The sequence below is a fragment of the Desulfovibrio desulfuricans genome, from assembly GCF_024460775.1.
GTDB lineage: Bacteria > Desulfobacterota > Desulfovibrionia > Desulfovibrionales > Desulfovibrionaceae > Desulfovibrio > Desulfovibrio desulfuricans_E.
On the sequence record NZ_JANFYZ010000005.1, the window covers coordinates 18,913 to 43,673 of the forward strand.

Annotated in this window: 19 protein-coding genes and 1 riboswitch; of the genes, 10 read left to right on the forward strand and 9 right to left on the reverse strand. The window is 54.1% G+C overall.

The features are described from left to right. The first annotated feature begins 80 nt into the window (after positions 1–80). The 3 genes from NE637_RS07460 to NE637_RS07470 are packed head-to-tail and all read left to right on the forward strand — an operon-like array spanning position 81 to position 2,234. Positions 81–650, forward strand: a complete 570-nt coding sequence (locus NE637_RS07460; protein WP_215647425.1) for an FmdE family protein — start codon at positions 81–83, stop codon at positions 648–650. After that, positions 643–1,416, forward strand: coding sequence for a DUF364 domain-containing protein (locus tag NE637_RS07465; protein WP_227119266.1), 774 nt, complete (start codon positions 643–645; stop codon positions 1,414–1,416). The genes NE637_RS07460 and NE637_RS07465 overlap by 8 nt, the downstream gene beginning before the upstream one ends. Further along, complete coding sequence (locus NE637_RS07470; RefSeq protein WP_227119267.1) at positions 1,413–2,234, forward strand: class I SAM-dependent DNA methyltransferase; 822 nt, start codon at positions 1,413–1,415, stop codon at positions 2,232–2,234. The genes NE637_RS07465 and NE637_RS07470 overlap by 4 nt, the downstream gene beginning before the upstream one ends. 30 nt (positions 2,235–2,264) lie before the next feature. Here NE637_RS07470 and NE637_RS07475 read toward each other — a convergent pair whose 3' ends face one another. Genes NE637_RS07475 through NE637_RS07495 form a run of 5 tightly spaced genes read right to left on the reverse strand, consistent with a single transcriptional unit; the run spans position 2,265 to position 8,237 of the window. Next, complete coding sequence (locus tag NE637_RS07475; protein ID WP_227119268.1) at positions 2,265–3,323, reverse strand: TonB family protein; 1,059 nt, start codon at positions 3,321–3,323, stop codon at positions 2,265–2,267. Continuing rightward, on the reverse strand, positions 3,320–4,078 hold the full coding sequence (locus NE637_RS07480; RefSeq protein WP_215647429.1) for an ABC transporter ATP-binding protein: 759 nt from the start codon (positions 4,076–4,078) through the stop codon (positions 3,320–3,322). The genes NE637_RS07475 and NE637_RS07480 overlap by 4 nt, the downstream gene beginning before the upstream one ends. Beyond that, positions 4,071–5,084, reverse strand: a complete 1,014-nt coding sequence (locus NE637_RS07485) for a FecCD family ABC transporter permease (protein WP_215647430.1) — start codon at positions 5,082–5,084, stop codon at positions 4,071–4,073. The genes NE637_RS07480 and NE637_RS07485 overlap by 8 nt, the downstream gene beginning before the upstream one ends. Further along, positions 5,071–6,105 (reverse strand): ABC transporter substrate-binding protein, encoded by a 1,035-nt coding sequence (locus NE637_RS07490; protein WP_227119269.1) that lies wholly within the window; start codon positions 6,103–6,105, stop codon positions 5,071–5,073. The genes NE637_RS07485 and NE637_RS07490 overlap by 14 nt, the downstream gene beginning before the upstream one ends. 56 nt (positions 6,106–6,161) lie before the next feature. Continuing rightward, positions 6,162–8,237 carry a TonB-dependent receptor gene (locus tag NE637_RS07495; RefSeq protein ID WP_227119270.1) on the reverse strand — a complete coding sequence of 692 codons (2,076 nt, stop codon included), beginning with the start codon at positions 8,235–8,237 and terminating at the stop codon, positions 6,162–6,164. Positions 8,238–9,109: 872 nt separating this feature from the next. Between NE637_RS07495 and NE637_RS07500 the strand changes: the two genes are divergently transcribed. After that, positions 9,110–9,538 (forward strand): DUF302 domain-containing protein, encoded by a 429-nt coding sequence (locus NE637_RS07500; protein WP_227119271.1) that lies wholly within the window; start codon positions 9,110–9,112, stop codon positions 9,536–9,538. A gap of 86 nt (positions 9,539–9,624) precedes the next feature. Here NE637_RS07500 and NE637_RS07505 read toward each other — a convergent pair whose 3' ends face one another. Both NE637_RS07505 and NE637_RS07510 read right to left on the reverse strand, forming a co-directional pair. Further along, positions 9,625–10,104 (reverse strand): cupin domain-containing protein, encoded by a 480-nt coding sequence (locus NE637_RS07505; protein WP_192113023.1) that lies wholly within the window; start codon positions 10,102–10,104, stop codon positions 9,625–9,627. Between the two features lie 73 nt (positions 10,105–10,177). Then, on the reverse strand, positions 10,178–13,066 hold the full coding sequence (locus NE637_RS07510; RefSeq protein WP_227119272.1) for an ATP-binding protein: 2,889 nt from the start codon (positions 13,064–13,066) through the stop codon (positions 10,178–10,180). Between the two features lie 807 nt (positions 13,067–13,873). Here NE637_RS07510 and NE637_RS07515 point away from each other — a divergent pair. The 3 genes from NE637_RS07515 (at position 13,874) to eno (ending at position 17,177) form a co-directional block, all read left to right on the forward strand. After that, positions 13,874–15,097 carry an MFS transporter gene (locus NE637_RS07515; protein WP_225529991.1) on the forward strand — a complete coding sequence of 408 codons (1,224 nt, stop codon included), beginning with the start codon at positions 13,874–13,876 and terminating at the stop codon, positions 15,095–15,097. A gap of 52 nt (positions 15,098–15,149) precedes the next feature. Further along, a complete protein-coding gene (locus NE637_RS07520; protein ID WP_192113021.1) occupies positions 15,150–15,677 on the forward strand; it encodes a Chromate resistance protein ChrB in 528 nt (175 codons plus the stop codon). Between the two features lie 60 nt (positions 15,678–15,737). Then, positions 15,738–15,796, forward strand: a riboswitch (Fluoride riboswitch). 82 nt (positions 15,797–15,878) lie between these two features. Then, positions 15,879–17,177 (forward strand): phosphopyruvate hydratase, encoded by a 1,299-nt coding sequence (eno, locus tag NE637_RS07525; RefSeq protein ID WP_227119273.1) that lies wholly within the window; start codon positions 15,879–15,881, stop codon positions 17,175–17,177. Positions 17,178–17,930: 753 nt separating this feature from the next. Here eno and NE637_RS07530 read toward each other — a convergent pair. Further along, complete coding sequence (locus NE637_RS07530) at positions 17,931–18,599, reverse strand: Crp/Fnr family transcriptional regulator (protein ID WP_192113019.1); 669 nt, start codon at positions 18,597–18,599, stop codon at positions 17,931–17,933. A gap of 298 nt (positions 18,600–18,897) precedes the next feature. On the opposite strand from NE637_RS07530, the gene NE637_RS07535 reads away from it, so the two are divergent. Continuing rightward, on the forward strand, positions 18,898–20,346 hold the full coding sequence (locus tag NE637_RS07535; RefSeq protein ID WP_227119274.1) for an aryl-sulfate sulfotransferase: 1,449 nt from the start codon (positions 18,898–18,900) through the stop codon (positions 20,344–20,346). 328 nt (positions 20,347–20,674) lie between these two features. On the opposite strand, the gene NE637_RS07540 is transcribed toward NE637_RS07535, so the two are convergent. Next, positions 20,675–22,207 carry an outer membrane homotrimeric porin gene (locus NE637_RS07540; protein ID WP_227119275.1) on the reverse strand — a complete coding sequence of 511 codons (1,533 nt, stop codon included), beginning with the start codon at positions 22,205–22,207 and terminating at the stop codon, positions 20,675–20,677. 330 nt (positions 22,208–22,537) lie between these two features. Here NE637_RS07540 and NE637_RS07545 point away from each other — a divergent pair, with 330 nt between their 5' ends. Continuing rightward, the gene (locus tag NE637_RS07545) at positions 22,538–23,872 is read left to right on the forward strand and encodes an MFS transporter (RefSeq protein WP_256267629.1); all 1,335 of its coding nucleotides are present in this window, start codon (positions 22,538–22,540) and stop codon (positions 23,870–23,872) included. A 62-nt stretch (positions 23,873–23,934) separates the two neighbouring features. Beyond that, positions 23,935–24,756 carry a glutaredoxin family protein gene (locus NE637_RS07550; protein ID WP_227119492.1) on the forward strand — a complete coding sequence of 274 codons (822 nt, stop codon included), beginning with the start codon at positions 23,935–23,937 and terminating at the stop codon, positions 24,754–24,756. The last annotated feature ends 5 nt before the right edge of the window (positions 24,757–24,761 follow it).

Here is a 24,761-nt window from a genome sequence, read left to right on the forward strand (position 1 = left end):
TACCAGCATGACAACCAGCTTGCGGGCATATAATAAAATGTACGCATTTGAACATACAAACACTCTTACACATAAAAACAATGCAAGATATAAAACCTTACCTTGAAAAGGCCGAACAGTATCACGGTCACATTTGCAGCGGGCAGATTCTGGGCATCCGCATGACATTGATGGCGCTGAAAGCACTTGGCATGTCGCCGCATGACGATATGCGCGATCTGGTTATCTTTCTGGAGACTGACCGCTGCGTTGCGGATGCTTCCTACGTGGTTACTGGCGTGACCGTGGGGCGCAGACGGGTCAAGATGTACAGCTACGGCAAAACAGCCATGTCGTTTCTGGATTTGAAAAGCGGCAAGGCCGTGCGGGTCAGCGTCATCACCTCTGACAGGCCGCCCCACAATGCGGATAAAGCCGCCCAGCTCGCCTTTTGGGAAGGCTACGCCGACAGCGACATTTTTTCCTGCCAGCCTGTGAACATCACCATGCCGGAGGGCGAACTGCCCGGCCCGCCAGCGCGCATTGCAACCTGCTGCGTCTGCGGCGAGGACGTGCTGGATTGCAAGGAAGTTATGCAGGATGGCAAAACATACTGCCGGGCATGCCTCAACGGCGCATACTACAGCCCCATTGGAGGCAGCCATGCATAACCGCTGGCATTTGTATGACGAACTGGTTGATTCCGTTCCGTCGAAGGAGCTGGTTAAATCCTTTGTTTACGGCGATCACTGGCTGATGGTGGAATCAGACGCCGGGGGCGTGGGCATGGCCCAGCATTTCCCGACCATGCCGGGCGTGCAGGATCCCTCGCTCTCCCCATATGAAATTGTCGGCCAGCCCTTGCGCAAGGTGGCCAACCGCCTAAAATCGTGGGATTTCAATCAGGCCTCCATCGGCCTTGCGGCCCTTAATGCCGCCAACAACACTCTGGCCCTGCGGCCCGAAAGCCCCATCCAGCCCGGTATAAACCGCATGCCCGGAGATGCCTTCAAATTTTTTCTTGCAGAGGCTACAGGTAAAAAAGTTGCGGTGATCGGGCATTTTCCCGGTTTGCGCATGCTGCGCCAGCACTGCGACATGTGCATTCTTGAGCGCAATCCACAGCCCGGCGACCTGCCCGACGCAGCAGCGGAATACGTTCTGCCGGAGCAGGATATTGTTTTTGTCACGGGCACAACATTCATCAATAAAACCATCACCCGCCTGCTGGAACTGACCCGGAAGGCCAAGGTTTTCATGGTCGGGCCAAGCACCCCCATGCATCCCCTGCTGTTCCGGCACGGTTTTGCCTCGCTTTCCGGCCTGGTGGTGGAAAATGCCGCAGGCATGGCCCGCGCCCTTAAAGACAACAACTGCGAGGCCATTTTTGCCAGCGGGGGCCTCAAGGTAAATCTGCTGCCCGGCGGTGCCCAGTGAATATTGAATATTTTGAGAAGCTTTGGGTCGATTATCAGCCAGACCGCAAGGATGCGCAGGAGTTCTGGAACAAGCGCGCGCCCTCGTTCAACAAGCGCATTCGCCGCAAAACTGCGGACGAACACCGCCAGCGCCTGATGGAACACCTTGCGCGCAAGGCTGCCCTTGACCACAACAGCGCGGTGCTGGATATCGGCTGCGGCCCCGGCGCGCAAAGCCTTGAAATGGCCCCGCTGGTGGGCCGGGTGGAAGGCTTTGACCTTGCGCCCAACATGATTGATCTGGCAAAGGCCAATGCCGTTGAAGACAACTGCCCCAACGCCAGTTTTCGGGTTCTGGACTGGCAGGCGGCAGACATCGACAGCATGGGCTGGCGCAGACAATTCGATCTGGTTCTGGCATCGCGCACGCCAGCCATCAACAACCGCGCAACGCTGGAAAAGATGATTGCCGCCTCCAGCCGCGCCTGCTGCATGATCACGCATGTGGAAATGCGCCATTCTGTCAGGGATCAGCTCAAGAGCCTGCTCGACTGGGACGAACAGAAGGCCCGCATTGCCCGCAGTTTCTTCTGCGCTTTCAACATGCTGTTTCTGATGGGTTTTTATCCTGAGGTAGAATACTTTGACCGGGCGTGGGAAAGCGAAACGACCTTTGAGGATGCGGAACTGATGCACCTCAATTATTTCACCAGCATGATGACAATTTCTGACAGCCTGAAAGCCGAAATGCGCAAGAAACTGGCAAGCCTCTGCCGCGACGGGATTATTCAGGAAAGGGTGGAGTCAAAGCTGGCCGTCATGTTCTGGAAAATATAACCCTCCCGGCCCCACAGGCTGGGCTTTCTGCTATTTGAGGCTGAACTGAATGGGAACAACCACGCGGGCGGCCTGCGGCGGCGGCGCAAAGGGCGATGCCCGGTGCACGGCTTCCAGCGCTGATTCGTCCAGCGAATCAAAACCGCTGCTGGTGCGCAACTCCACATTTTGCGCGGATCCATCCCTGGTGATGGTAAAAGCCACATACACAAGCCCCTGAATGCCCATGCGCTTTGCTTGCGGGCTGTATTCCAGATATTTGCGGATGCGTTTTTTGATATATTCGTAATTGCCCTTAAGGTAGCCCCCGGCATCACCCTGCCCTTCACTTGCGGCCCCGTTGCCCTGACCGCTGCTGCCGCTGCCGCGCCCTTGCCCTGATCCCTCTGCCAAAGACATGCCCTGCCCTTGCAGTTTGCTCTGGTTTGCGCCGCTGCCAGCGCCTGAGTCTACGCCAGCATTTGCGCCAGAACTTGCGCCAGCAGTCGTGGTGCCCGGTTTCAGGTCGGCGACTTTGGCTGTCGTATTGTTGTCTGCCTGCTCCCGGTGCTGAACATTCTGTTCCTTGCGGGGCGTGGCTTTTGTAATTTTTTCAACCTTGGCGGGGTGCGGTTTTTCCTTGGGTGACGCATCGGCTGTTTTTTTTGCCGACGCTTTTTCGGCAATCCGGGGTATGGCAAGGGGAGATTGGGAATCCGCCACGGTGGGTTCGACAGATTTTTCCTGCTGTTGGGGTGTTGGACTTGTTTCTTTTTGAGCGGCTGCCGCCTCTGCGGCAGGTGCCGCCGCATCCGCCTGCGGCTCTGCATTCTGTTCCGTCTGGGCGCTGCCGCCGCCAGCTCCAGCTGGTTCTCCGGCGGTGCCTGAACCGGGCTTGCCGTAAGTCAGGGTAATCACCACCCCGTCAAAATCGCCATTGCCCGTGGGCGGCAACAGGCTGCCCAAAAACCATATCATCCCCAGCACGGCAAGATGCGCCGCAAATGAGGCCGCAAAAAACCACGGGCCTCTGGTATGCGGCTTTGCGGGCGGCTCCTCAAGATAGGGAGCGGCAAAAATCTGCCTGTCGGCTGCGGATTCCATACTCATGGCGCATCCGGTTCTGTAAGGTGCATCCAGCGCTGGGCCCTGGGGGGCAGGTTGTACAGTTCCTTGATCTGCGGCACGGTAACAGTGGTGGAAACCGGGCCGTCCGCAACCACATGCCCCGCCTTGAGCAGTATGGCCCGCCCGCCCAGATACACCGCCTGTTCTGGATGGTGGGTGGTCAGCATGATCGCCGGCCCGGAGCCGGAAAGTTCGCCAATCAGCTCCAGCAAATGAAACTGGTTGCCGTAATCCAGCCCGGTAACTGGCTCATCCATGACCAAAGCAGAACACTCCTGACACAAGGCCCGCGCAATAAGTACAAGCTGCCGTTGCCCGCCGGATAGCTCCAGATAGGATTTGCGCGCGTAGCTTGCCATGCGCACCTGCTCCAGAGCGGTCATGGCCCTGTCCACATCCTCGGCAGAAAATCTGAGCCAGGGGCTGCGGGCTGTGCGCCCCATAAGCACCACATCAAGAACCTGATAGGCAAAAACGCCCGTATGCATCTGGGGCACATAGGCCAGCGTGCGCGCAAGATCCCGCCGCGAAGTTTCTTCCTGCGGGCGTCCTTCCAGAAAAACACTGCGGCGCGGCACGGGCAAAAATCCCAGAATGGCCCGGAGCAGCGTTGTTTTGCCGCAACCGTTGGGGCCAAGCACGTTCACCACTTCTCCCCGGCCCACGCGCAGAGAGACCTGCTGCAGCACGGGCGGGGCATCAAAATAGCCAAGGGTGAGGTCACGCACTTCAATCATAGCGTCTCTTCCAGTCGTACCACAGGCTAAAGGCAAACAGCGGCAGCAGGATGATCGAGGTGGCGATGCCCAGCGGCAGTTCCACTGTCCAGATCGTGCGGATGAACGAATCCGTCAGCAGAATAAAGAGCGCGCCGCCCAGGGCTGAATTCAGCAGGCCAAGGCGATTGTCCGGCCCGCAGATAAAACGCATCACGTGCGGAATAACAAGGCCAACCCAGTTGATGACGCCCGCCATGACAACTGTCAGCGAACACGCCAGCGTTGCCGCCGCAATCAGTTGCATCTTCATGCGCATGCTGTTCACGCCCAGAGCCATAGCTTCATCATCGCCCATGGAAAGCGCGTTCACGACTTTGCCGTTAAGGCAGATGAAGGCCAGCGCGCAGAGCATGAGCGGGGCCCCCCATGCAAGGTGGCGCGGCTCAGTGCGCGAAAGCGTGCCCATGAGCCAGAAAACAATTTCGGGCAACTGTCTGTTGGGGTCTGCCACGTACTGCACAAGCGAGGTCAGGGCCACAAAAAAGGAGCTGCTCACCATGCCGCCAATGAGCAGGGCAAGAAATCGCGCCTTTGGGTAGAGCATGGAAAAAAACAGGGCAAGGCCCACGCCCAGCGCGCCGCCAATAAAGGCCAGCACCTGTGTGGCCGCCATGGATGAAAAGGCCAGAATGCCCACGGCCCCGCCAAAAGCCGCCCCGTGCTGCACCCCCAGAATACCGGGCGACACAAGCGGATTCTGAAACATGGCCTGGTACACGCTGCCAGATACCGCAAGGCTTGCACCCACCAGCAGAGCAGTGACAATGCGCGGCAGCCGCAGATTAAAAAACAGGAACAGCACCTGCTTTTGATCGGGGTTGAGCGTGTTTCCAGACCATGCATCGGCAAGCGCGCGGCAGAGCGCGCCCATGTCCAAAGGGTAGCGGCCCATGTGCAGCGAGAGCAGCACTGCGGCGACCAGCATCACCCCCAGCCAGAGCAAAATTTTTTCAGAACGTGCCATAAGGTTCAAAAAGCTCGTTTATCTGCGCATCGCTCAGATCTAGGTTAAAAAACAGTTTCATGAACCGGCGGCTTTCGGCCTTGATGTCCACTGCGTACAGATCTGGGTGCAGCAGATTTGCCAGCCATTGCACGCCCATAAGCCGCATATAGGTTGCGGGGCGCTCTATCCAGCTGAAGGGGCCGCGCGGGATAAAATACACCCTGCCCGCCTGCACCGCAGGCAAGGCCGACCATTGGGGGTCTGTACGTATGCGGCGCATAAGATTGGGGTGGAATACCAGCACCACATCCGGATTATAGGCCATGACCTGTTCAAACGTGACCTTGAGCTGGGCGTTTTCCGTGCCGGGCGGGCACATGTGCACACTGTCCGCGCCTGCGGCTTCAAGCACCTCGGAACGCTCGGAATCCTTACAGACCGAGGCAAGCCCGTTGGCTTCCAGCGCCACATACACGCGCGCGCGCCGTTCTGACGGCAGGTCTTTCATGGCCGCAGCCACCCGGTTCAGCGTTGCATCAGCATATGCGGCAAGGCTTTGCCCGCGCTGTTCGCGATTATACAGCCGCCCCATTGTCAGAAAGCAGGCCGCCATATCCTTCATGCTGCCGCCTTGGGCGGTGGATACCTGCATGCCGAGGCTGGTCAGGGTCTGCTCTATGGGCAAATGGTCGTGCATGCTCATGGAGAGGTAAAAGGCCTTTTTGATGCCGCTTGCCAGCAGCATTTCCCTGTCAGGAATAAACCCCTGCCCATACCAGCCGCCCAGGATGGGCAGGTCGTGATACTGTGGCGGAATAAATTTTTTTTCATAATCCCGCAGAGGGGTGTTCCATGCTGCAAGCAGCTCCGGCGCAAAGGCGTAAAGCGTGAAGGCCGAGGGCGGCGTGGGGCAATAAACGCTTCTGGCATCGCCGCTGACGGCAGGCGGCGTGGCCTCTGCCGCGCCTGCGCCAGTGCAAGGCAAAAAAGCTGCAAACATAAGCACTGCCCAAAACAGAAATGTACGGCGAATCTGCATGATATTGCCCCAGGTGGAGCCGCCTGCGGGCGACCCCACCTATTAGGATTAACGTATTAGAATGTTGCGGTAACGCCCATAAAGAAGCTGCGGCCAGGCTCCGGATAATAGGCGCTGTATGCATATTCCTGATCAAACATGTTCTTCACGCCAGCTTCCACGGAAAAGTTCTTGTTGATATCGTAAACGGCCTTGAGGTCCACGGTGGTGAAGCCGGGGGCCTTGCGGTAATACGTATCGTAAGGAGCACTGTTCCAGTAGAAGCCGCTGCTCATGTTGACCTGCGGAATGATTGAGAAGCCTTCCACAGGCGTGATGACGCTGTACAGGGTGCTTGTAAGCTCGGGCAACTGGGTAAGCTTGTCGTCGTTGGTGCAGTTGTTCCAGTGCATGTAGTTGAACACCGCTCCCACGCTCACATACTGGTTGAACACAGCTTCCGCGCCCAGTTCGTAACCGTAGAAGGTGGCCCGGTTCAGGTTTGAGAACGACATGTTGCCAGAAGTACCCTGCGAGGTGATCAGGTCTGTCACATCGCTGTAGTACACGCTGCTGTTGAGCTTGAGCCAGTCGCCAAAAATACCCTTGTAGCCCAGTTCATAATGATAGGCCTGCTCGGGGTTAAGATCGGGATTGGCAGGAGTGCCGCTCGTGCGCATGTAGCGCTCGCGCATGGTGGCAAAGCGCGATTTTTTGGCAAAGGTGGCGAACACCTCATGGTGTTCCGTCAGGTCATAGAAGGCCCCAACCTGATAGTTGAACAGGGTCTTGGGGTCGCTCAGCCCGTCCTTGTAGGAATACATGTCGCCCGTGGTATGGTCGCGGCTCTCAAGGGTTTGCGGAACCATGGTGCTGAGGCTGCTGCCGAAAACCAGAGTGAGCTTGTCCACTGGTTTGAGGGTGTATTCCGCGCCCAGATCCGTGTAGGTTTCCGTAATGTGCTCATCCAGCTGCGAACCCACATCAGCGGCCTTTTTCTTGAGCTTCGGTTTCAGGCCAGTGTCGTCAAACACGCTGTAGTCATTGTATTCTTTGTGCGAAAGAAGGCGATAACCAGCGGAAAGGGCGATCTTGTTGGCGGGGTTGAAAGTATAGTCAAACGTCAACTGGCCGCCGGTGGTAAACTGGTCATACGTCTTGTCCGCAGAATCCCGCCTGGTCATGGACACGTCGGTGTAGCTTTTTGAAGTGTCCTGATGCCAGTCGTAATAGGCAACAGCCTTCAGGTGCGCCTTGCTGCTGAGATTGAAATTGCCATTGGCGTACACACGGCTGGTTTCATACTCCGGCCATTCCCAAAAGCGCTTGTAAGGATAGGTGGTTGAGTCGCCCGTACGGGTCTGGGCGGCATCAAAGGGCTGTCCCTTCTGAAAGTGCTGCCGCGTATAGCCCACCATGACATCCACATCGTCGTTTGGCGTCCAGCCGCCAATGATGTTGCCAGAGAGGGTCTGATTGTCCGAGTTGCGCGCGCGGCTGCCCGGCTGATAGGGCGCGGAGTCAAAACTGGCCGGATAGGTGAAGAAGTTCTGGTTATTGAATATGAACGTTCCCTTGAGGTAGTAGAGATCCTGCTTGGTTCCCACGCTTGCCGCAGCCATTTGACCCTGATTCTGCACGTTGCGGTCAAAAAAATTCATGTACTTGGCGGTGGCTTCAAACTCTTTTTTGGGTTTTGCCGTACGCAGGTTCACCGCACCCGCAAGGTTGTTGTTGCTGATCAATAAAGGCGAGCTGTAGCCCTTGGAGACTTCGATGGATTCAAGGCCATAGGTCAGGATGTTGTTGGCATCCCATTCGTTGCGATAAGCGGTTGCAACGGGGATGTCGTCAATGTACAGGCCTACCTGATAGCGGTTGGAGCCACGAATGCTGATGGTTCCCTCATTGCGGCCTGCGGAAGTTTGCAGGTTCACGCCTTCCACGCCGCGCAGGGCTTCCCAGAGGTTTCTGGCGGTTTTCCGCTCTATGTCCACCTGGGTGATGTGGTCGATGGTGTCCTTGGAAGCTGCCATTTCCAGGGGAGAAAGTTGAACTTCGCCATTACCTTCATTACCGGCGGATGCAGCACATGGGCTGCCTATGATCCCCAATAAAGCCATTACCGCCGCATGCCTGTGCCACTGTTTCATTGTGCCTCCAGATTTGAATCGTCTTCCCTGCCCTCTTCCTGCCAATTATTTAAAACCGCTTCTGATAATTAATATTTTATTGTGTAAACAACCGATTGAAGGGGGGCAACGGTGGCACGATATATTGGGAACCGTGATTATTGGTGAAGCTTTGGGAAGCGATCTCTTTAAATTTCAGATGGCAAGAGGTAATTCACTGAACTTGCTGCTAAAAAAACAGAAAAGCGCACGGCTCCTCAGTCTTCCGCAACGGACGCAGGTTTCAATAAATTCTGGATGAGGAAAAGATGAAAAAATGTTCTGGCAACCGCGCAAAATTGGGATTGATGCTGCGGTGTTTCTGCACTGGGGGATAGCGCAATCGCACGCGCGCATATGGTAGAGAGGAAGAAAGATAATTATAATATTGCAAATCGATAGGCTAATTAATATACATAGCTTCATTTATTTGATTACAACAAATCTTTGACGGCCTCTCTGCCAAGGGCTATGTTTTACCAATGAATAAAGACAACCTTCCCGTAATTCGGCCCTGTATAAAATGCGGCAAATTCCCCAAGCTTCAAACATCCAGACCTGAAGGCAGAACCCACGACATCTTTCGCCTCTATTGCGACTGCGGAAACTGCCCCTTACAATGGTCAGTCAGCGAATCTGCCGCCATCCGGCTCTGGAATTCCTACGTGGCATCCTGAGCATGCCTGCTTTGCCAGCCCGCCTTTTCTTATTACCATACCCTGCTGCATGCGGCGCTGGTTCGCCTTACCCTGCGGCACATCACCCGCCAGCCCATGGACACCCTGACCGGAAGACCAATGCTGGCGCCCCTGTGCGCAGAAAAATAAACCTGTCACCCGCAAGCAGGAGTAGTTATGAACACCCCTGATAATGGTTTGCAGCGTGTACTGGCAGCCCCTCAAGATGACCTGGAAACTGTCTGGAAACGCTTGCTGAACGCCATCGAGAGTGCGAAAATCCCTGTTTTTTCCATAGTGGATCACAAACAGAATGCCGTTGAGGCAGGCCTTGATATGACTGGCGCGCGCGTGATCACCTTTGGCAATCCGGCAGTGGGCACAGCCCTCATGCTTGAAGCCCCGGACGCGGCCCTTGATCTGCCCCTGCGCATCTTGGCGGTGGAAACGCCGCAAGGGGTTTGCCTGCTCTGGAATGATCCCGCATGGATTGCGAGCCGCCACGGGATTGTTAAAAACGCCGACGTTGCGCAAAAAATGCAGAAATTGATGGAACGGCTTGCCCGTGAGGCGGCTCAACATCAGGCTGGGGCTGGCGGACAGTAGAAAATTGTTTTGGCGGGCAAGCCATAAAAAAGGCGGGCCGGAAATATCCCGGCTCGCCTCACAAATATTTGCGCTAAAGAAAGGCGCTATTTTGTGCTGACAGACAATTCCTGCCCAGTAACCCCGCAGTAGACAAGAAAGAGCTCCACGCCCTCATCGCCCGTATATCCATAGTGCGGCTTATTGACCATTTCCGCCAGAAAGTCCCCCTGCTTCAACTGCCGCTCCAGACCGTCCGCCTCGCTTTTTACTGTCAGCGCGCCCGCATGCACATAGGCAATGTTCGGCATGGGATGGGTGTGGCTGCCAAGACGCGAATTGGGAGGAATCACAATTTTTACAATCTTGATGTCCGCATCCCCGGCTGGGTATGCGCCATAGGGCGTTCCATCCCATGAGCGATCGGCTTCAAACAGCACCGTTTTGGTCACGCTAGTGGATGGGGCCACTGCGGCAACAGCCTGACCCAGCTCAAACAGCACCGCGCCTCTGCCGCCCGCCCAAAAACCGGCAGCAAAAATGACAATGCCTGCGGTTATTGCAAGGGCGTAACTTTTTTTGAACATAGACATCTCCTGCACGGCACCGCTTCGTAAAAATTTGGGGAACATCTCCGCGAATTAGAATGCCCGCGCGCCACTATGCCAGATCAGCCTGCGTTTTGCCCCGCCGCAGCCAGCGCAAAATGGTTGCAAACATCTGATCCGGTTCCACTGGCTTGGCAATAAAGTCGTCCATTCCCGCTGCAAAGCAGCGGTCGCGATCTTCATTAAATGCATTGGCCGTCATGGCAATGATTGGCAGGTGCTGAGCGGACGGCATCTTTCTCAGCTCGCGGGTTGCCTCCAGACCGTCCATATTGGGCATCTGCATATCCATCAGCACCAGGGCATAGTGGTCTGGGTCGGTCTGGCGCACCATGGCAAGGGCTTCCAGCCCGTCACGCGCGACCTCTACTTCAAGCAGGGCCTCTGCCAGTGTTTCTGTTGCAACAATCATGTTTATTTCATTATCTTCCACAAGCAAAACACGGCTGCCTGCAAAATTTACAGAAATTTCCTGACAGGCATTCTTGACCTGTTCCCTGGCCTTAACAAGGCTGGCGTCTTCAACCTTGTCAAAAACTGCCGTAAACCAGAAAGTGCTGCCCTGTCCCAATGTGCTGTGGGCCCCGGCCTGCCCGCCCATAAGTTCTGCCAGTTTTCTGGTAATGGCCAGGCCCAGGCCTGTGCCGCCAAACCGTTTGGACATGGAAGAATCAGCCTGCTCAAAGGGAGCAAACAGGTTTGGCAGTTGCACCTCGGCAAAGCCTATGCCGGTATCTGTCACCTCAAAGCGGAGCCTCACGTGCGATTCCATTTCCGCGTCCTTCAAGGTGCGGATGGTAACACTGCCCGAGTGCGTAAACTTGATGGCATTGCTCACCAGATTGAGCAGGGCCTGCGTGACGCGCAAGGCATCGCCATTGAGCGCGCAGGGCATGGGATCAGACTCCACATGCAGTTGTATGCCCTTGGCAGACGCGCTTTCTGCCATGATTGACACCACGTTGTTGGAGATAGCCCTTATATCCATCGGTTCGGCAACAATAACCAGCTTGCCGGCTTCGATCTTTGAAAAATCAAGGATATCATTGATAAGGCGGAGAAGATGCCTGCCTGATGCCTGAACGCGCTCCAGCTTTTCCGTTGTATCCTTATCCTGCGTTCTTTTCCTCAAAAGGTGGGCAAGCCCGATTATGGCGTTCAACGGTGTGCGGATTTCGTGGCTCATGCTCGCCAGAAAGATACTCTTGGCGGCATTGGCAGCTTCGGCCTGCTCGCGGGACAGGGTCATCTGGGCCATTGCCAGGCGTTCATTTGTGATGTCGTCAATAACAGACACTATTCCCTTGGAGTGGTCAGCCGGATCAACCGCCGTGCCCGTCATGCGAGCCCAAAAACGGGTTCCGTCACGACGCACCAGTTCTTCTTCCCTGCAATAAGTTTCACCGTTCCATATCCGCTCATAAGGGATTTTGCCCGCATCAAGGTAGGCCTCGTTGTCTACATACCATACCCTTACGGACTTGCCGATCATCTCGCCCTCAGGCCAGCCAAACATTTCGTGCATTCTGCGGTTACCGCGAATGATTGTACGGTCGGCGATCAGCGCTATGCCGGAGCTGGCGCAGTCGTATATGGTCTGCAACACAGCCGTGCGCGCGGCAAGCTCCGCAGACCGGCTGGCAACCTGCGCCTCCAGTTGGTCGTTAAGTGCGGCAGTGGCCTGTTCTGCCCTTTTGCGTTTTTGATTCTGTATTGCCAGAGCAATGGACAATGCAGACAAAATGGCAATGGCTGCCGCTGCGGCGGTCACCGAATTGCGGTATTCGCTCCAAATGGTTCGCGGGCGGTTCAATATTACAGAATCTGGGGGTAACTTGGTGGTGTCGGCCCCCCAACGCAGCAACTGAACCCAGTCAAACATGGGCTGCGGCAGCACTGCGGCATCTGTATTGTCGGCATCAATTTTGCGGATTCCGGTCAGAAACTCAAAACCGACCTTGCCTACTTGCCGCCCAACTTCTGTGGTCATTACAACAGATCCCCCCGTTGCGCCCTGGAGGACATGCGCATCATAGAGGGCCAGCACTGGCGCGTTTGCCAGCCTGGCAACATCGGCGGCCACTTCTGCGGGAACAAAACTGTGCCCGGTGCTGTCCTTATAATAGGTTCCAAGCAAGACAAGGGTATTGGGGGGCAATGAGGAAACCCGCTCAAGCATTTCCCCGTAGGACAATGCCGCAGTATCCTCCATCTTAATATTTTCCGGCAATGCGGCCAGGGCCGAAATCACCTGAGTATGGAACAACGACTGTTTTTTGTATGCTCCGGCAACTACAACCAGATTGCGCGTTTGCGGGAAAAGATCGAGCCCGTAGCGGAGCGTCCCGGCAATATCCCAGCGGCTGCCCACATACAAAACAGAGTGCGGACGACCGCGCCACAATACCGCAGGATTGGATATCTGGGTTGCCAGAACCGGCACATCAAGCGGCACCATGCCAGCGCACTCATATGCAAAAAATTCCAGAGCAGCCTGGTTTTGCACTACCACCAGCCCAATGTCTGCCCGGGCGATCTTTTCCTGCAATACGGATGCAAGCCTGGAGCGCCAATAGGTGCTGTCGTTGCGTACAAGGTCGAGCATTTCAACGTAGATATCGCTGAAACTCAGGCCTTTTTTCCTGAGGACTTCAACTGTTCCGGCGGCCATGTTGTCTGTAACAGGCAGGCCATATTGCGATCCTGAAAGAATGAGTACGGACTTGTGCTCAGATGTTTGCGGCTTGCCCGTTTGCATTTTCGGCTGCATGCCCTGCGCATTGTCCGTAGCAGCGCTTGCCGCGAGAGTGAAAAAACTGGCATCAGAATCCAGCAACATGGCGCAAAATATTGTAGCCAGCCACATTGCAGCAATGCGCAGGATAGATGGACGATAAAAACTGCTCTTCGGCATTTTCACAATTGTCAGCAGTGATTGCATCTATTCACCCCTGCATCGCAAGCCCATTTATAAAACGAGGAATCTGCGTAAGGGTGCCTGCCGTGCGCGCTGCGCACCTCGTGGCTTCTGATTAAATCTTGTATTTTACATTAAGTGCATCCAATGCTGAAGTCCAGCCACCGCAGGTTGTGTGATTCTTATGACTAAACTTTTTATTCTGATATTATAGTGTGTTAATATGTTTAATTTTTCAATAACTGTGCATGCCTCAATAGCATCCATTGATGATTCCCCAATAAAAATAGGCTGTTATTCTTTCTTAATCCGCCATTCGGTTACGGAATAAAATCAGCATGGTATGCTCTGAGAATTATCAGTCTGGCACCCGGCATCTGCCATGCTTATCATCTATGACAAAAGTTACAAAAATTAATTAAAATATATTGAATATGTTTGTTATTTAGATAACAATTTATTCATGGAAAGATATTGCTGATGTTCGTACTAAAATTTCAACTTTATTTTCAGAGGTTTCTTCTGGAGACGCCCACGCGATCTGCGCGGTTCTATCCTGCCTGTTTTTTGGCTGAACCATCGGGTCACACTACACCGAAGCCATGCTTGGCATGGCCTATGGGGTTGGCGTTATAAAGTCACCCCGGCTTGCCTGTCTGCTGGGGCGAGCGGACTTAAGACGCTGAACAAAAAGGCACTGACTGAAATCGTCTTTTCATGATTCTTTACTTCCCCTCTGGCCAGTATCGTTCCGTATGCCCTGTACAAAGTGCTGAGCGCAGTTTTGGGCACCCATTAAGCCCACAGATTCTCTGAACGCACGAGGAAGTTATGGTGCTTAAATTCTTGGGCAAAAAAACAGCCACACCTGCCGTAACCTTTGTTGTCTTGATGGGCATAGTCAGCCTGTTTGCCGATATGACCCATGAGGGAGCCCGAAGCATTTACGGCTCCTACCTCCCCCTTCTTGGGGCTTCTGCCACTGCAATCGGCTTTGTTTCCGGCTTTGGCGAGCTTGTGGGCTATTCGCTCCGGCTGTTTACGGGCATCATAGCCAACAAGACAAAATGCTACTGGGGCATGACCCTGCTGGGGTATGGCGTCAATGTTGTCGCCATTCCCTTTCTGGCGCTGGTTCCAGAAAATGGCTGGATGCTGGCTTGTATCCTGATTGTGTCCGAGAGAGCAGGCAAGGCCATACGGCAACCGGCAAAAAATACGCTTCTGTCTTTTGCCGCCACTCAGGTTGGTGTGGGCAAGGCCTTTGCCCTGCAAGAATTCCTTGACCAGATGGGCGCATTTTTAGGGCCTGTGCTGCTTTTTTGTGTGTTGTGGTTCAAAGGCGGTGAAGACACGCTTGAGTCTTACGCGCTGTGTTTTGCAGTTCTGGGGATTCCGGCGGTAGCCACCATGTGCTGGCTTTTTTGGGCAAAGCAATGCTTCCCTACCCCTGAACTTTTTGAAAAAACAACAGCCAATGGGGCAGTGAACAAAAAAAGCTCCTTTATCCTCTACCTTGTGGCAATTTCATTGTTTGCGTTTGGGTTCATTGATTTTCCCATCGTCACAATGCATGCCGCAAAGCAGAATATTTTTTCTGTAAGCTCATTACCTTTGCTGTACGCGTGGGCGATGATCGTGGACGCCTTTGCAGCCTTGGTGTTTGGAGCGCTCTATGATAAAATTCAATTCAAAGCGCTGCTTGTGTCGGGAATTATCTCGGCCTTTTCTGCCGTATTCATTTTTTCCATAAGCTCCTTCTGGGGCATTGCCATCGGGGTTACGCTCTGGGGCATAGGCATGGGCGCGCAGGAATCAATTCTCAAGGCGGCTGTAGTGGGCTTAACCTCCAAGGAAAACCGTTCGGCCAGCTTTGGTTTTTTTGAATCCTGTTTTGGGGTCAGCTGGTTTATGGGCAGCTGGTTTATGGGCTGGCTTTACGATTTCAACCCTCACGGCCTGGTTATTTGCTCGGTAACGGCGCAATTGCTGGCGCTGCCCCTGTATGCCCGCATTCACAGCGACAAGGCCACAGCGAAGCCTGAGGCGGCATAGCGCTTACAACTTGCCAACGAAACGACATTTAACATACTGGTGACACAGCACTATGCGTTTCCTCTTCTTCTCGTACACCCTGCCGACCAAGGCGGCCAAAGGCCGTGTACAGGTTTGGCGGCAATTGAAAAAAACCGGGGCCATAAGCTACCGTGGACTATGGGTTATTCCTTTCAACAAAGAGCGAATCCCTTTGCTGGAGGAACTGGCAGCACTGGTGCTTTCTCTTGAGGGGGAATCCCTGGTATTTGAAGGAAAGCTTTTGAACGATGCCGACGAGGGCCGTGTTCTGGACAACCTGGGAGAGGCCTCGCGCCTTGAATACACGGAGCTTTTAGATAAGTGCGCTGACTATCTGAAAGAAATAGAAAAGGAGACCGCTGCCGAGAATTTTATCTTTGCAGAGGTCGAAGAAAACGAAGAAGAACTGGAAAAGCTGAAAAACTGGTTCAAAAAAATTCAAAAGCGCCAGATTGTGGAAATACCTGAAAAAGAGCAGGCCATCACCGCAATTGCCAAATGCGAAGAAGTGTTTGAACAGTTTTCGGCAGTTGCTTATGAGCGGGCTGATAAAGCCTAAAACAAACCGATGCCAGCCCGATTGCATCCATGCTTGACTTTTGGGTTGGTTGGAACAAAGTAAAAATTAGGGGATGGAGTTCCCCTTGAACCGCATTCGCTGATGACTCCTGCCAGGCACTGAACGCGTTGGCAGATTTTTGGATAACCACGCTACAGGTGGTTATCCTTTTTTTGTCCTGTTACCATTGTGAGGCCCGTCATGGACTATGGCATTAAAACGGTGCAAGCGTCAGAAATTCTTGATTCACGGGGCAATCCCACTCTTGAGGTGGAAGTTACAACCAACTGTGGAGTGAAATCTCTGGCTTCTGTTCCCTCTGGGGCAAGCACTGGCACCAGAGAAGCTGTGGAACTGAGGGACAAAGACACTGCGCGTTTTGGCGGCAAAGGTGTTTTGCGGGCAATAAACCACGTCAACAAAGAGATTCGACACGCCGTCACCGGGCTGGATTGTAGAAATCAAAGGCTGATCGACAACACACTTATCAGCCTGGACGGCACGCCAAACAAATCAAAGCTTGGTGCAAACGCCACCTTGGGTGTGTCCATGGCTGTATGCCGCCTGGCTGCCAATGCCTCCAACCTGCCGCTTTACGCCTATATTGGGGGCGCAGCAGCCACGCTGCTCCCTGTCCCATGCATGAATATTATCAACGGGGGCGTGCATGCCCGCTGGCAAGGAGCAGATTTTCAGGAATTCATGATCGCGCCGCAGGGCGCCCCCAGCATTAGCGAGGCAATACGCTGGGGCAGCGAAGTGTACCACGCTCTGCGGACGGTATTGCTTGAACGCGACCTTTCCGCCGGTGTTGGCGACGAGGGCGGGTTTGCACCCGCTGTTTCTTCCAATCGTCAACCGCTGGAACTTATTGTTCAAGCCATTCAGAGGGCTGGCTACACCCCCGGCAAAGATGTTGCCATCTGCATGGACCCCGCTTCGAGCGAATTCTACAAGGACGGCCGCTACCACCTGCGCACAGAAGGGCGGGAACTGACCTCCGCAGAAATGACCGAGTATTACGCGACACTTATTGACGAGTTTCCAGTTGTGCTGCTTGAGGACGGGCTGGCCGAAGATGACTGGTCGGGCTGGACGCTGCTGCAAGCCAGACTGGGCGGCAAGGTCGAGATTGTGGGCGATGACCTGTTTGTAACCAATATTCAGTATATCAGGCGCGGTATTGATGAAAAACTGGCTAATGCGGCGCTGATCAAGCTGAACCAGATCGGCACGGTCAGCGAAACCATTGATGCCGTGCGCCTGTGCCAGCGCAATGCATGGGGAGCCTTTGTTTCCCATAGAAGCGGCGAAACAACAGACACCTTTATTGCTGATATGACAGTTGGCCTTGGCACTGGTCACTTAAAAACCGGTGCGCCCTGCCGTGGCGAGCGGGTTGAAAAATACAACCAGCTGATGCGGATTGAACGGAGCCTTGGTGAAACAGCTGTCTATGCAGGGTCTAAAGCGTTTATCGCCAGCGGCTCACCCAAATAACATTCAGCCAAGGGCATGCCGTAAAATGTGCGCGGTCTTTTCTGCTCAAATTTCCAGGGCTTTTAGGGCAAGACACATCAGCCAACAGGGCTAAAGCCATTGATGGTTTTTGATCTTGCCGCTTTTGCACAGGCATGCGTTATATTCATCTTCTTTGTGATGCAGCAAGCCCTTATCAGAATGTCATCAGCGAACTCAGGGAAGATATCAAATCCCGTCCAGGGGCATCCCAGCCTCTGGACGGGACCATTGGGTCATTGGAAAAATTAAAATCAGTCTGGCGTGTCCTTGGGCGAGGCAGCATATACCTCAATTTATCTTGTATTCCGCGCCGGAAAGTTGAGGCGGCGTATTTTTAGGCCCCTAAGGCCCTCAGGGAAAGGGCAAGCACTTAAGCTGCCATGCATAAAATAAAACTGGGGCTGTTGCCCAAGGCGGCTGGATTCATATTGCCCCCCCCACATAAAAGAGCATCGCCTCAAAAGAGATTAAAAATATATGATGAGCAGGTATGATTCTATTGATACGCTTAAAAGCAAGAAACAGAGCACAGTTTACAATGAGAACGCTGAGATTTTCTGCTATATAAAAATGTTATAGGCACATCAAATCATTACTATTCCCATAGTTACATTAGAATAAAAAATAAATTATAAATTCAATATATAAACAATAATTCGATTTTATTACACAACACAACTCCTCTGGATTATGTTTTTGAGTTTGATGCCGCTATTGAAAATCACAACACATCTACAGATGTGCTTCTTTGTAAAATTCGTCCGGTTTGAGAATAAAGATTTCATCGCTGTTCTTGTCAAAAGAAAACAAACCACGCTCCTGCGCCTGCCGCATAACCTTATACAGGGTGATGCGGTGCATGCCGAGCAGGTCAGCCATATCACGGTAAGAAATATCGCGTTTGGCGCGTAGCGGTTCTGAGCCGGGCACAATCCGCGAAGCCAAAAATTTACAAATGCGTGTAAGATGCGATTCCATACATAATGAAACGGCATTTTTTGATAACAATGTAACTTTTACGCTATAGCTTTTACAAAGATTAAAAAGGAGTTCAGGGTGTTGCATACCCAGACGATGCACGTCTTCTCTGGTAAATGTGCAGATATAGCAATCTTCTGAACAGTCATGAAAAAACCGCACCTCACCCTGCCCGGAGGGTATATTTTTATCCCCGTCCATAAACATTGGTGTTTCATTAAAACATGAACCATCGCCAAGGTACCAGAGCGATTTTTCACTTCCATCAGGGGCCAGAGCCATGAGGCGAACCCTGCCGCTTACCAGAAAGTACATTTCTGGCTGATTGTCATAAAATTTATGCCCCTTACGAAACAGACGCGGCTTTGTCAGCGCCACGCTTCGCCAACACTCATTTTGTCTGAGCAATTCAGTAAATGACACGTCAGCCCCCTGGGAAAGCGGTGAACTCAAGGCGTTAAGCGGAATTCCGGCTTATACCATTCCAGAGTTCCACATCATGTTTTGGAACCTACCGTACCCTTTTTGTGAATTATGTTGCAAGGACAACGTTTTGGCCATTTATCTTGTGGCAGCATTCCAGCGTACACGGTCAACGGCCTCAGGTCATTGACCAGCCATCGTGAGACTTTCACTTCGGCATTGCGTGTTGTTGCACTGCTTGCCGGAAAGCCTTCAACGGTTCAATGTAAGCACATTCAGCCCATCCGAGGAGGTTGTCATGGGACACCCGACTATCTATCCCACAGGCGTAACGGTCTATAACCCGGAAAAAGCCTGGAGTGGATTCACCATCATCCAGGCGCCGGACAACGGCGCTTTGCTGCTTGGAATGAACGGTCATGAAATCCGCATGTGGAAGGACGTTCACGGCTTTCCCAACAAGATGTTCCCCGGCGGCATGCTCATGGGCAGCACCGGCACCCGCCACCCCAAGCACGGGCTTCAGGATCAGCTTGATCTTGTGCAGATAGACTGGGACGGAAAAATCGTATGGAAGTTCGACCGCGCCGAATTTGTCGAAGATCCCGGCCAGAAGGCTCAGTGGATGGCGCGCCAGCACCACGATTTTCAGCGTGAAGGCAGCTCCACGGGCTATTACGCCCCCGGCCAGGAACCCAAGATTGATTCCGGCAACACTCTTGTGCTTTGCCACAAAAACACTGTGCAGCCCTACATCAGCGACAAAACGCTGGTTGACGACGTGATTTACGAAGTCACCTGGGACGGCGACATTGTGTGGGAATGGAACTGCTCTGACCATGCGGAAGAAATGGGCTTCACCGAGGCTGCGCTCAACGCCATGTGCCGCGACCCCAACTACCGTGGTGGCACCCTTATGGAAGACGCCCCCGGCGTGGGCGACTGGATGCACGTCAACTCCATGTCCACCCTTGGCCCAAACAAATGGTTTGAAGCTGGCGATGCCCGCTTCCACCCCGACAACATCATCATTGATGGCCGGGAAACCAATATTATTCTCATTCTGGACAAAAAAACTGGCAAGATTGTCTGGCAGCTTGGCCCGGACTATGACCGCAGCCCTGAAGACAAGGCCATTGGCTGGATCATTGGTCAGCACCACGCGCACATGATCCCCCGTGGCCTGCCCGGCGAGGGCAATATTCTGGTATACGACAACGGCGGCTGGGGCGGATACGGCAACCCCAATCCCGGCGCGCCCAAGGGCGTCAAGGCTGCCCAGCGCGACTACTCCCGCGTGCTCGAAATAGACCCCGTGGCCCGCAAGATTGTGTGGCAGTACACGCCGCACGAAGCAGGCTTCCTCGTGCCTCTGGACGCCAGCCGTTTTTACAGCCCCTTCATCAGCTCTGCCCAGCGCCTGCCCAACGGCAATACGCTTATTTGCGAAGGTTCTGATGGCCGCGTTTTTGAAGTGACGGCAGAACACGAAATCGTGTGGGAATACATCTGCCCCTACAAGGGCCACATCAGCCTGCCCATGAACTGGGTGTACCGCGCCTATCGCCTGCCCTACTCCTGGGTGCCGCAGGCTGACGTGCCGGAAGAAAAGGCCATTGAACCGCTGGAAGTCAAAACCTTCCGCGTACCCGGCGCGGCCCCGTTTGGGCCCATGTCTGAAGTCAAGGTTGACGGCACCATCGGGTACTACAGCGGCGCAGGGCACTGCGTTGCCGCCACGGAATAAAAAACTGTCCGCCATACCTTCCTTGCAGGGGCTCCGTCTTCGGGCGGGGCCTCTGTCCGTTTATGGATGACCCCCTGCTCAAAGCCTGTTCCTCATGATGCAGACAAGTGCCTCTTGCAGAATGAGGACACCTCCCACGCGGGGTCAACATCACCGGAAAGCCAGCTTCCCTCCCTAATTTCAGATCAGGAGGCAGCCCGCAACAACGCAGGACAAGGTAAAAATTTTAAGGAAGCCCCCGCAACAAATCTTACCCTCACGAATTTTCGCCATCAAAAAGGCGGGAGAGCAAGCTCCCCCGCCACATCAGCCCAAGGGCTGCAAAAAATCAGAACTGATAACGGAAGGTCAGCGAAACCCGCCAGTTATCCCGATACTGCGAATCTTCCACTCCACGCCACGTGCTGCCGTCAAGATGCAGGTTCACATAGGCAGCTTCAACATTCATCAGCAGGTTGTCGTAAATCTTGTAGGTATTGGACACGCTGCCTTCCCAGGCATGGTCGGTGGTGGTGAGGTAGGCCATGGGGCCGTCGGCCCTGCTGGGATAACTCGTCATATTGGCCTTGCGGGGCATTTCCGCACTGTTTGTGCCATGAAAATACGCAAGCTTGAAGGTGTGGGTAAGGTCGTCAATAAAGCTGACATCTTTGATGGTGCCCACAACGCCAGCCAGACCGCCGGGATTGTGCCCGAGGACCTTCCATGTATTGAGATCAAAGAAACCGCCGCCAAAACCCAGAGGCGTGACCGGCCAGGGAGAGTTGAACACAGGCAGGCGTTCCGAACCGTTATAGGGGTTGCTGTCGTCGCCGCTGCCGTACCAGGCGGTGATTCCTGGGACGCCCCAGTCACATTTGTAATCCACACGCAAGGCCGCGTACCAACCCTGACGCACGAGATCAAAGGTCTTGGTCTGTCCCGTGGAGCTGAACTGGGTGTAATCTTTCAACTCGCCCATATCCACGCGGCCATAAGTGAACTCCGCCGCGATATCAAAAGGCTCGAAAGCCGTGACGTCAGAGGTCAGGCCGCCCCAGAAGCCATTACCCCAGGTATTGTTTGCGTTGCGATACTTTTTTTCAAACGTGCTGACATAGTTGCCGCCGCTGCCAAGCACAGGCATAAGCCCGCCGCGCGGGGCGTAAATGGCAGGTTCGCGCTGGTCGGTATTGTTGTTGATGCCGCGCAGGCTGTTCTCGCCAATGAGGCCATACATGCCCCAGGGGGTTATTTTCAGGCCGTTGCCGGTGATCGGCAAGGTCAGCGCCAGCAGATCAAGGTTATCAAGGTAGTTTTTCTGCGTCTGCCCGTTTTGCGTAATTTCAGAATTGTCGTTATAAGGCCGCGCCCAGAAGCCCGTCAGCCCCATCTTGTAATCCCCGCTGCTCACCAGAGGAGAACTGACGGTTACACCGGTGGAATACTGACCATATACCGCACTCCAGCCAGTCACATAACCGGGCAGAAGCTGCGGCTGCATACCCATGCGCACCTTTATATCAGTCCTGGGCACGAGCCAGTCAATGTACGCATGCCGGACGCCAAGATTCTTTGAACTGTCCGCTCCAAGAGATGCACCGTCGCCGGATTTGCCCCAATTCATGGTGCCGGTGCCTACGGTGAACATCAGGCTGCCGGACACGTTTTCGCTGGCAATTGCGTCTATCTGGGTGCGCAGGCGCTCGATGGCGCCGAAGGTGTCGCTCCCCTTAATCCCGCGCGGCATGACATTGGATGCTTCAAAGCTTACATCAAATGCCCCCTTGACCTTGAAATCAACCGCCTCGGCCGCTTCCGGCGCAAGCAGCAAGCCCCCGGCAAGCAACACTCCCAGTACGTTGTTGCGAACAGCTTTCATCATTCCTCCTGTGCAAGTTAGTGCAACCATACAGAAACCTCTTCCAGTAATGCTCTGTAATGGCGCTTTCCGGGGGCCTGCACCGTTGCCGCAACAACGTTTTTTGAAAAAAGTTTATTTTTTCACAATCAATAGGTATCACCTCTCAAAAATTGCATAACATGCTATTTAAAAAGAATATTTTTATAAATGTGAAAAAAATATTCAGAAAAGGTTGCCGCAACAACGTCACTAGCACCACTGCTAGCCTAGGTTTTTGAACCAATACGGCAGTGGATGATTTTTTTCACAAAAAATGCAAAATGGCAGACAATGAAAAGGAGAGGCGCAATGCAGGATTCGCCGCGCATCAGCAATAACTACTTTGACGGCCTTGCTGTTACAGGACGCCACAAGGCTGTGTTCTTTATCATCATGGTCGCATACTTCTGCGAACAGATGGATAACTGGAACTTCGGCTTTATTGCCCCGGCGCTGATGCACAACTGGGGGCTGACCATGAAGGACATCGGAACCGTGACCTTCTGGTATTTTGCCTCCATGACCCTCGGCGGATTTGTCGGCGGATTTATCTCAGACATCATCGGGCGGCGCAAAACCTTTCTCATTGCCATCACGCTGTTTTCCACAGCCTCTATCATCAACGGCCTCACGGATAGCTTCCACGTATTTGTGGCATCACGCGCCCTGACGGGCTTTGGCGTGTTCTGCCTCATGGTCTGCTCGCAGGCCTATATTGCAGAAATGGCCCCGGCCGAGAGCCGCGGCAAATGGCAAAACATGATCGCGGGCGTTGGTTTTTGCGCCGTGCCGGTCGTTGGCATGCTCTGCCGCCTGATCATTCCCCTGCACGAAGAAGCCTGGCGCTACATCTTCTATATGGGCGGCGTTGGCTACATCGCTCTCATCATCGCCTGGCGCTACCTTGATGAGTCCCCCCGCTGGCTCGTGGCCCGTGGCCGCATTGCGGAGGCGGAAGCCGTGATGAAAGACCTTACCGGCAGAGACATCGACCTTGCCGATGCGGCCAGCAAATGCATGACCCAGAAGCCGCCGCTCAAGGAAGTGCTGCTTGGCATGTGCAGCTCCAAATACCTCAAACGTACTCTGGTTATTCTTCTGCTGGTGGTTTGTACCAACCCTGCCACCTTTGTGGTCACCAACTGGACTGCCACCCTGCTCAAGGCCCACGGTTTCCCGCTTGAAGACACCCTTATGGCCACCACGCTCATTTCCATTGGCGTACCGCTTGGGCTGTTTGCCTCCAGTGCATTTACCGACAAGGGCGGATGCAAGATTCCCATTGTCATCATGCTGCTTGTGATGGCCGTGCTTGCCCCCATCTTTGGCAATTTAAGCCAATACTGGGTAGTGGTGCTTACCGGCGCAGTGCTTACGGCCTTTGTGATGGGCATGGGTTTCACCGTATTTTCCTACACGGCGGAATCCTACCCCACCCACCTTCGCAACACCGCCACGGGTTTCCACTCCTCAATTGGTCGTCTGGCCGTTGCTTTCTCACAACCTCTCATTCCTGTTGTCTATGCAGCATACAGTTTTGACGGAGTGTTTTATATTTTCAGCATGCTGTGCATCATCCCCGCCATTGTCGTTGGCGTATGGGGTGCGCGCACGGGTGGCAAGTCGCTCGAAGACATTGCCTAACCTCCGGCTAAAACAGGAATTTACGCATCTGCATTCACGGTTTTTCGTAACAGGAGGCTCACATGGGCATAACCCTTTATACAGCGCCGGACTGCATCCGCTGCAAGATCGTCAAAGCCTTTCTTGCCGAACGCGGGATTGCATACGACACCATAGATTTCAAGGCTGACGCGCAGGAATTCAACACGTTCTATCGCACAAACCGCAAGGCCATTTACCGCAATCCTGAAGGGGTGGAATTTCCCCTGTTCTCCGATGGCGAGGTCATCAAGCAGGGTTCCGGCGAAATCATCGCCTACCTGCTCTCGGGCCACACGCTGGAGGCCTGCGTAACCCGCAGCGACATGCTCCACGGCAAAATTGCGGGCCTTTACCCTTCGCAATGCCCTGCCGGGCAGGAAGATAATTTTGCGATTCTTGTTGATCGACTGGCTGCTGGCGGCTTGCAGGTCTGGTTGCAGACCGATGGCCGCAAGCCGGATCTGCTGGAAAAGCTGCTGAAGATCAAGGATGTGCACGTAGTCTGCAATCTTGTGGGCGGCCCTGAGGCAAGCACAAAAATTTTTGGCGGCGCGCCCAGCAAGGAAGAACTGGCAAAAACCATGGCCCTTGTGCAGGCCACGCCCGATGGCTCGGTGCGCTTTCTGGCCATGCCGCTTCCCGCTGGCGATGGCTGGGACTGGCCCAAGAGGGAAGATGCCGCAGCGGCGGCAAAACTGGTGGCCGAGGCCTGCGGCCAGCCCACCATGCCCTACAGCATCACCGCCGTCACGGCGGATATGGTATGGGACATGCGCGGGCTTGAGCCCCTGCCGGAGCAGAACCTGCTCATGTACCGCTCCGCCTCGCGCCAGCACCTGTTCAAGGCAGACATCGTTAAATAGGGGGC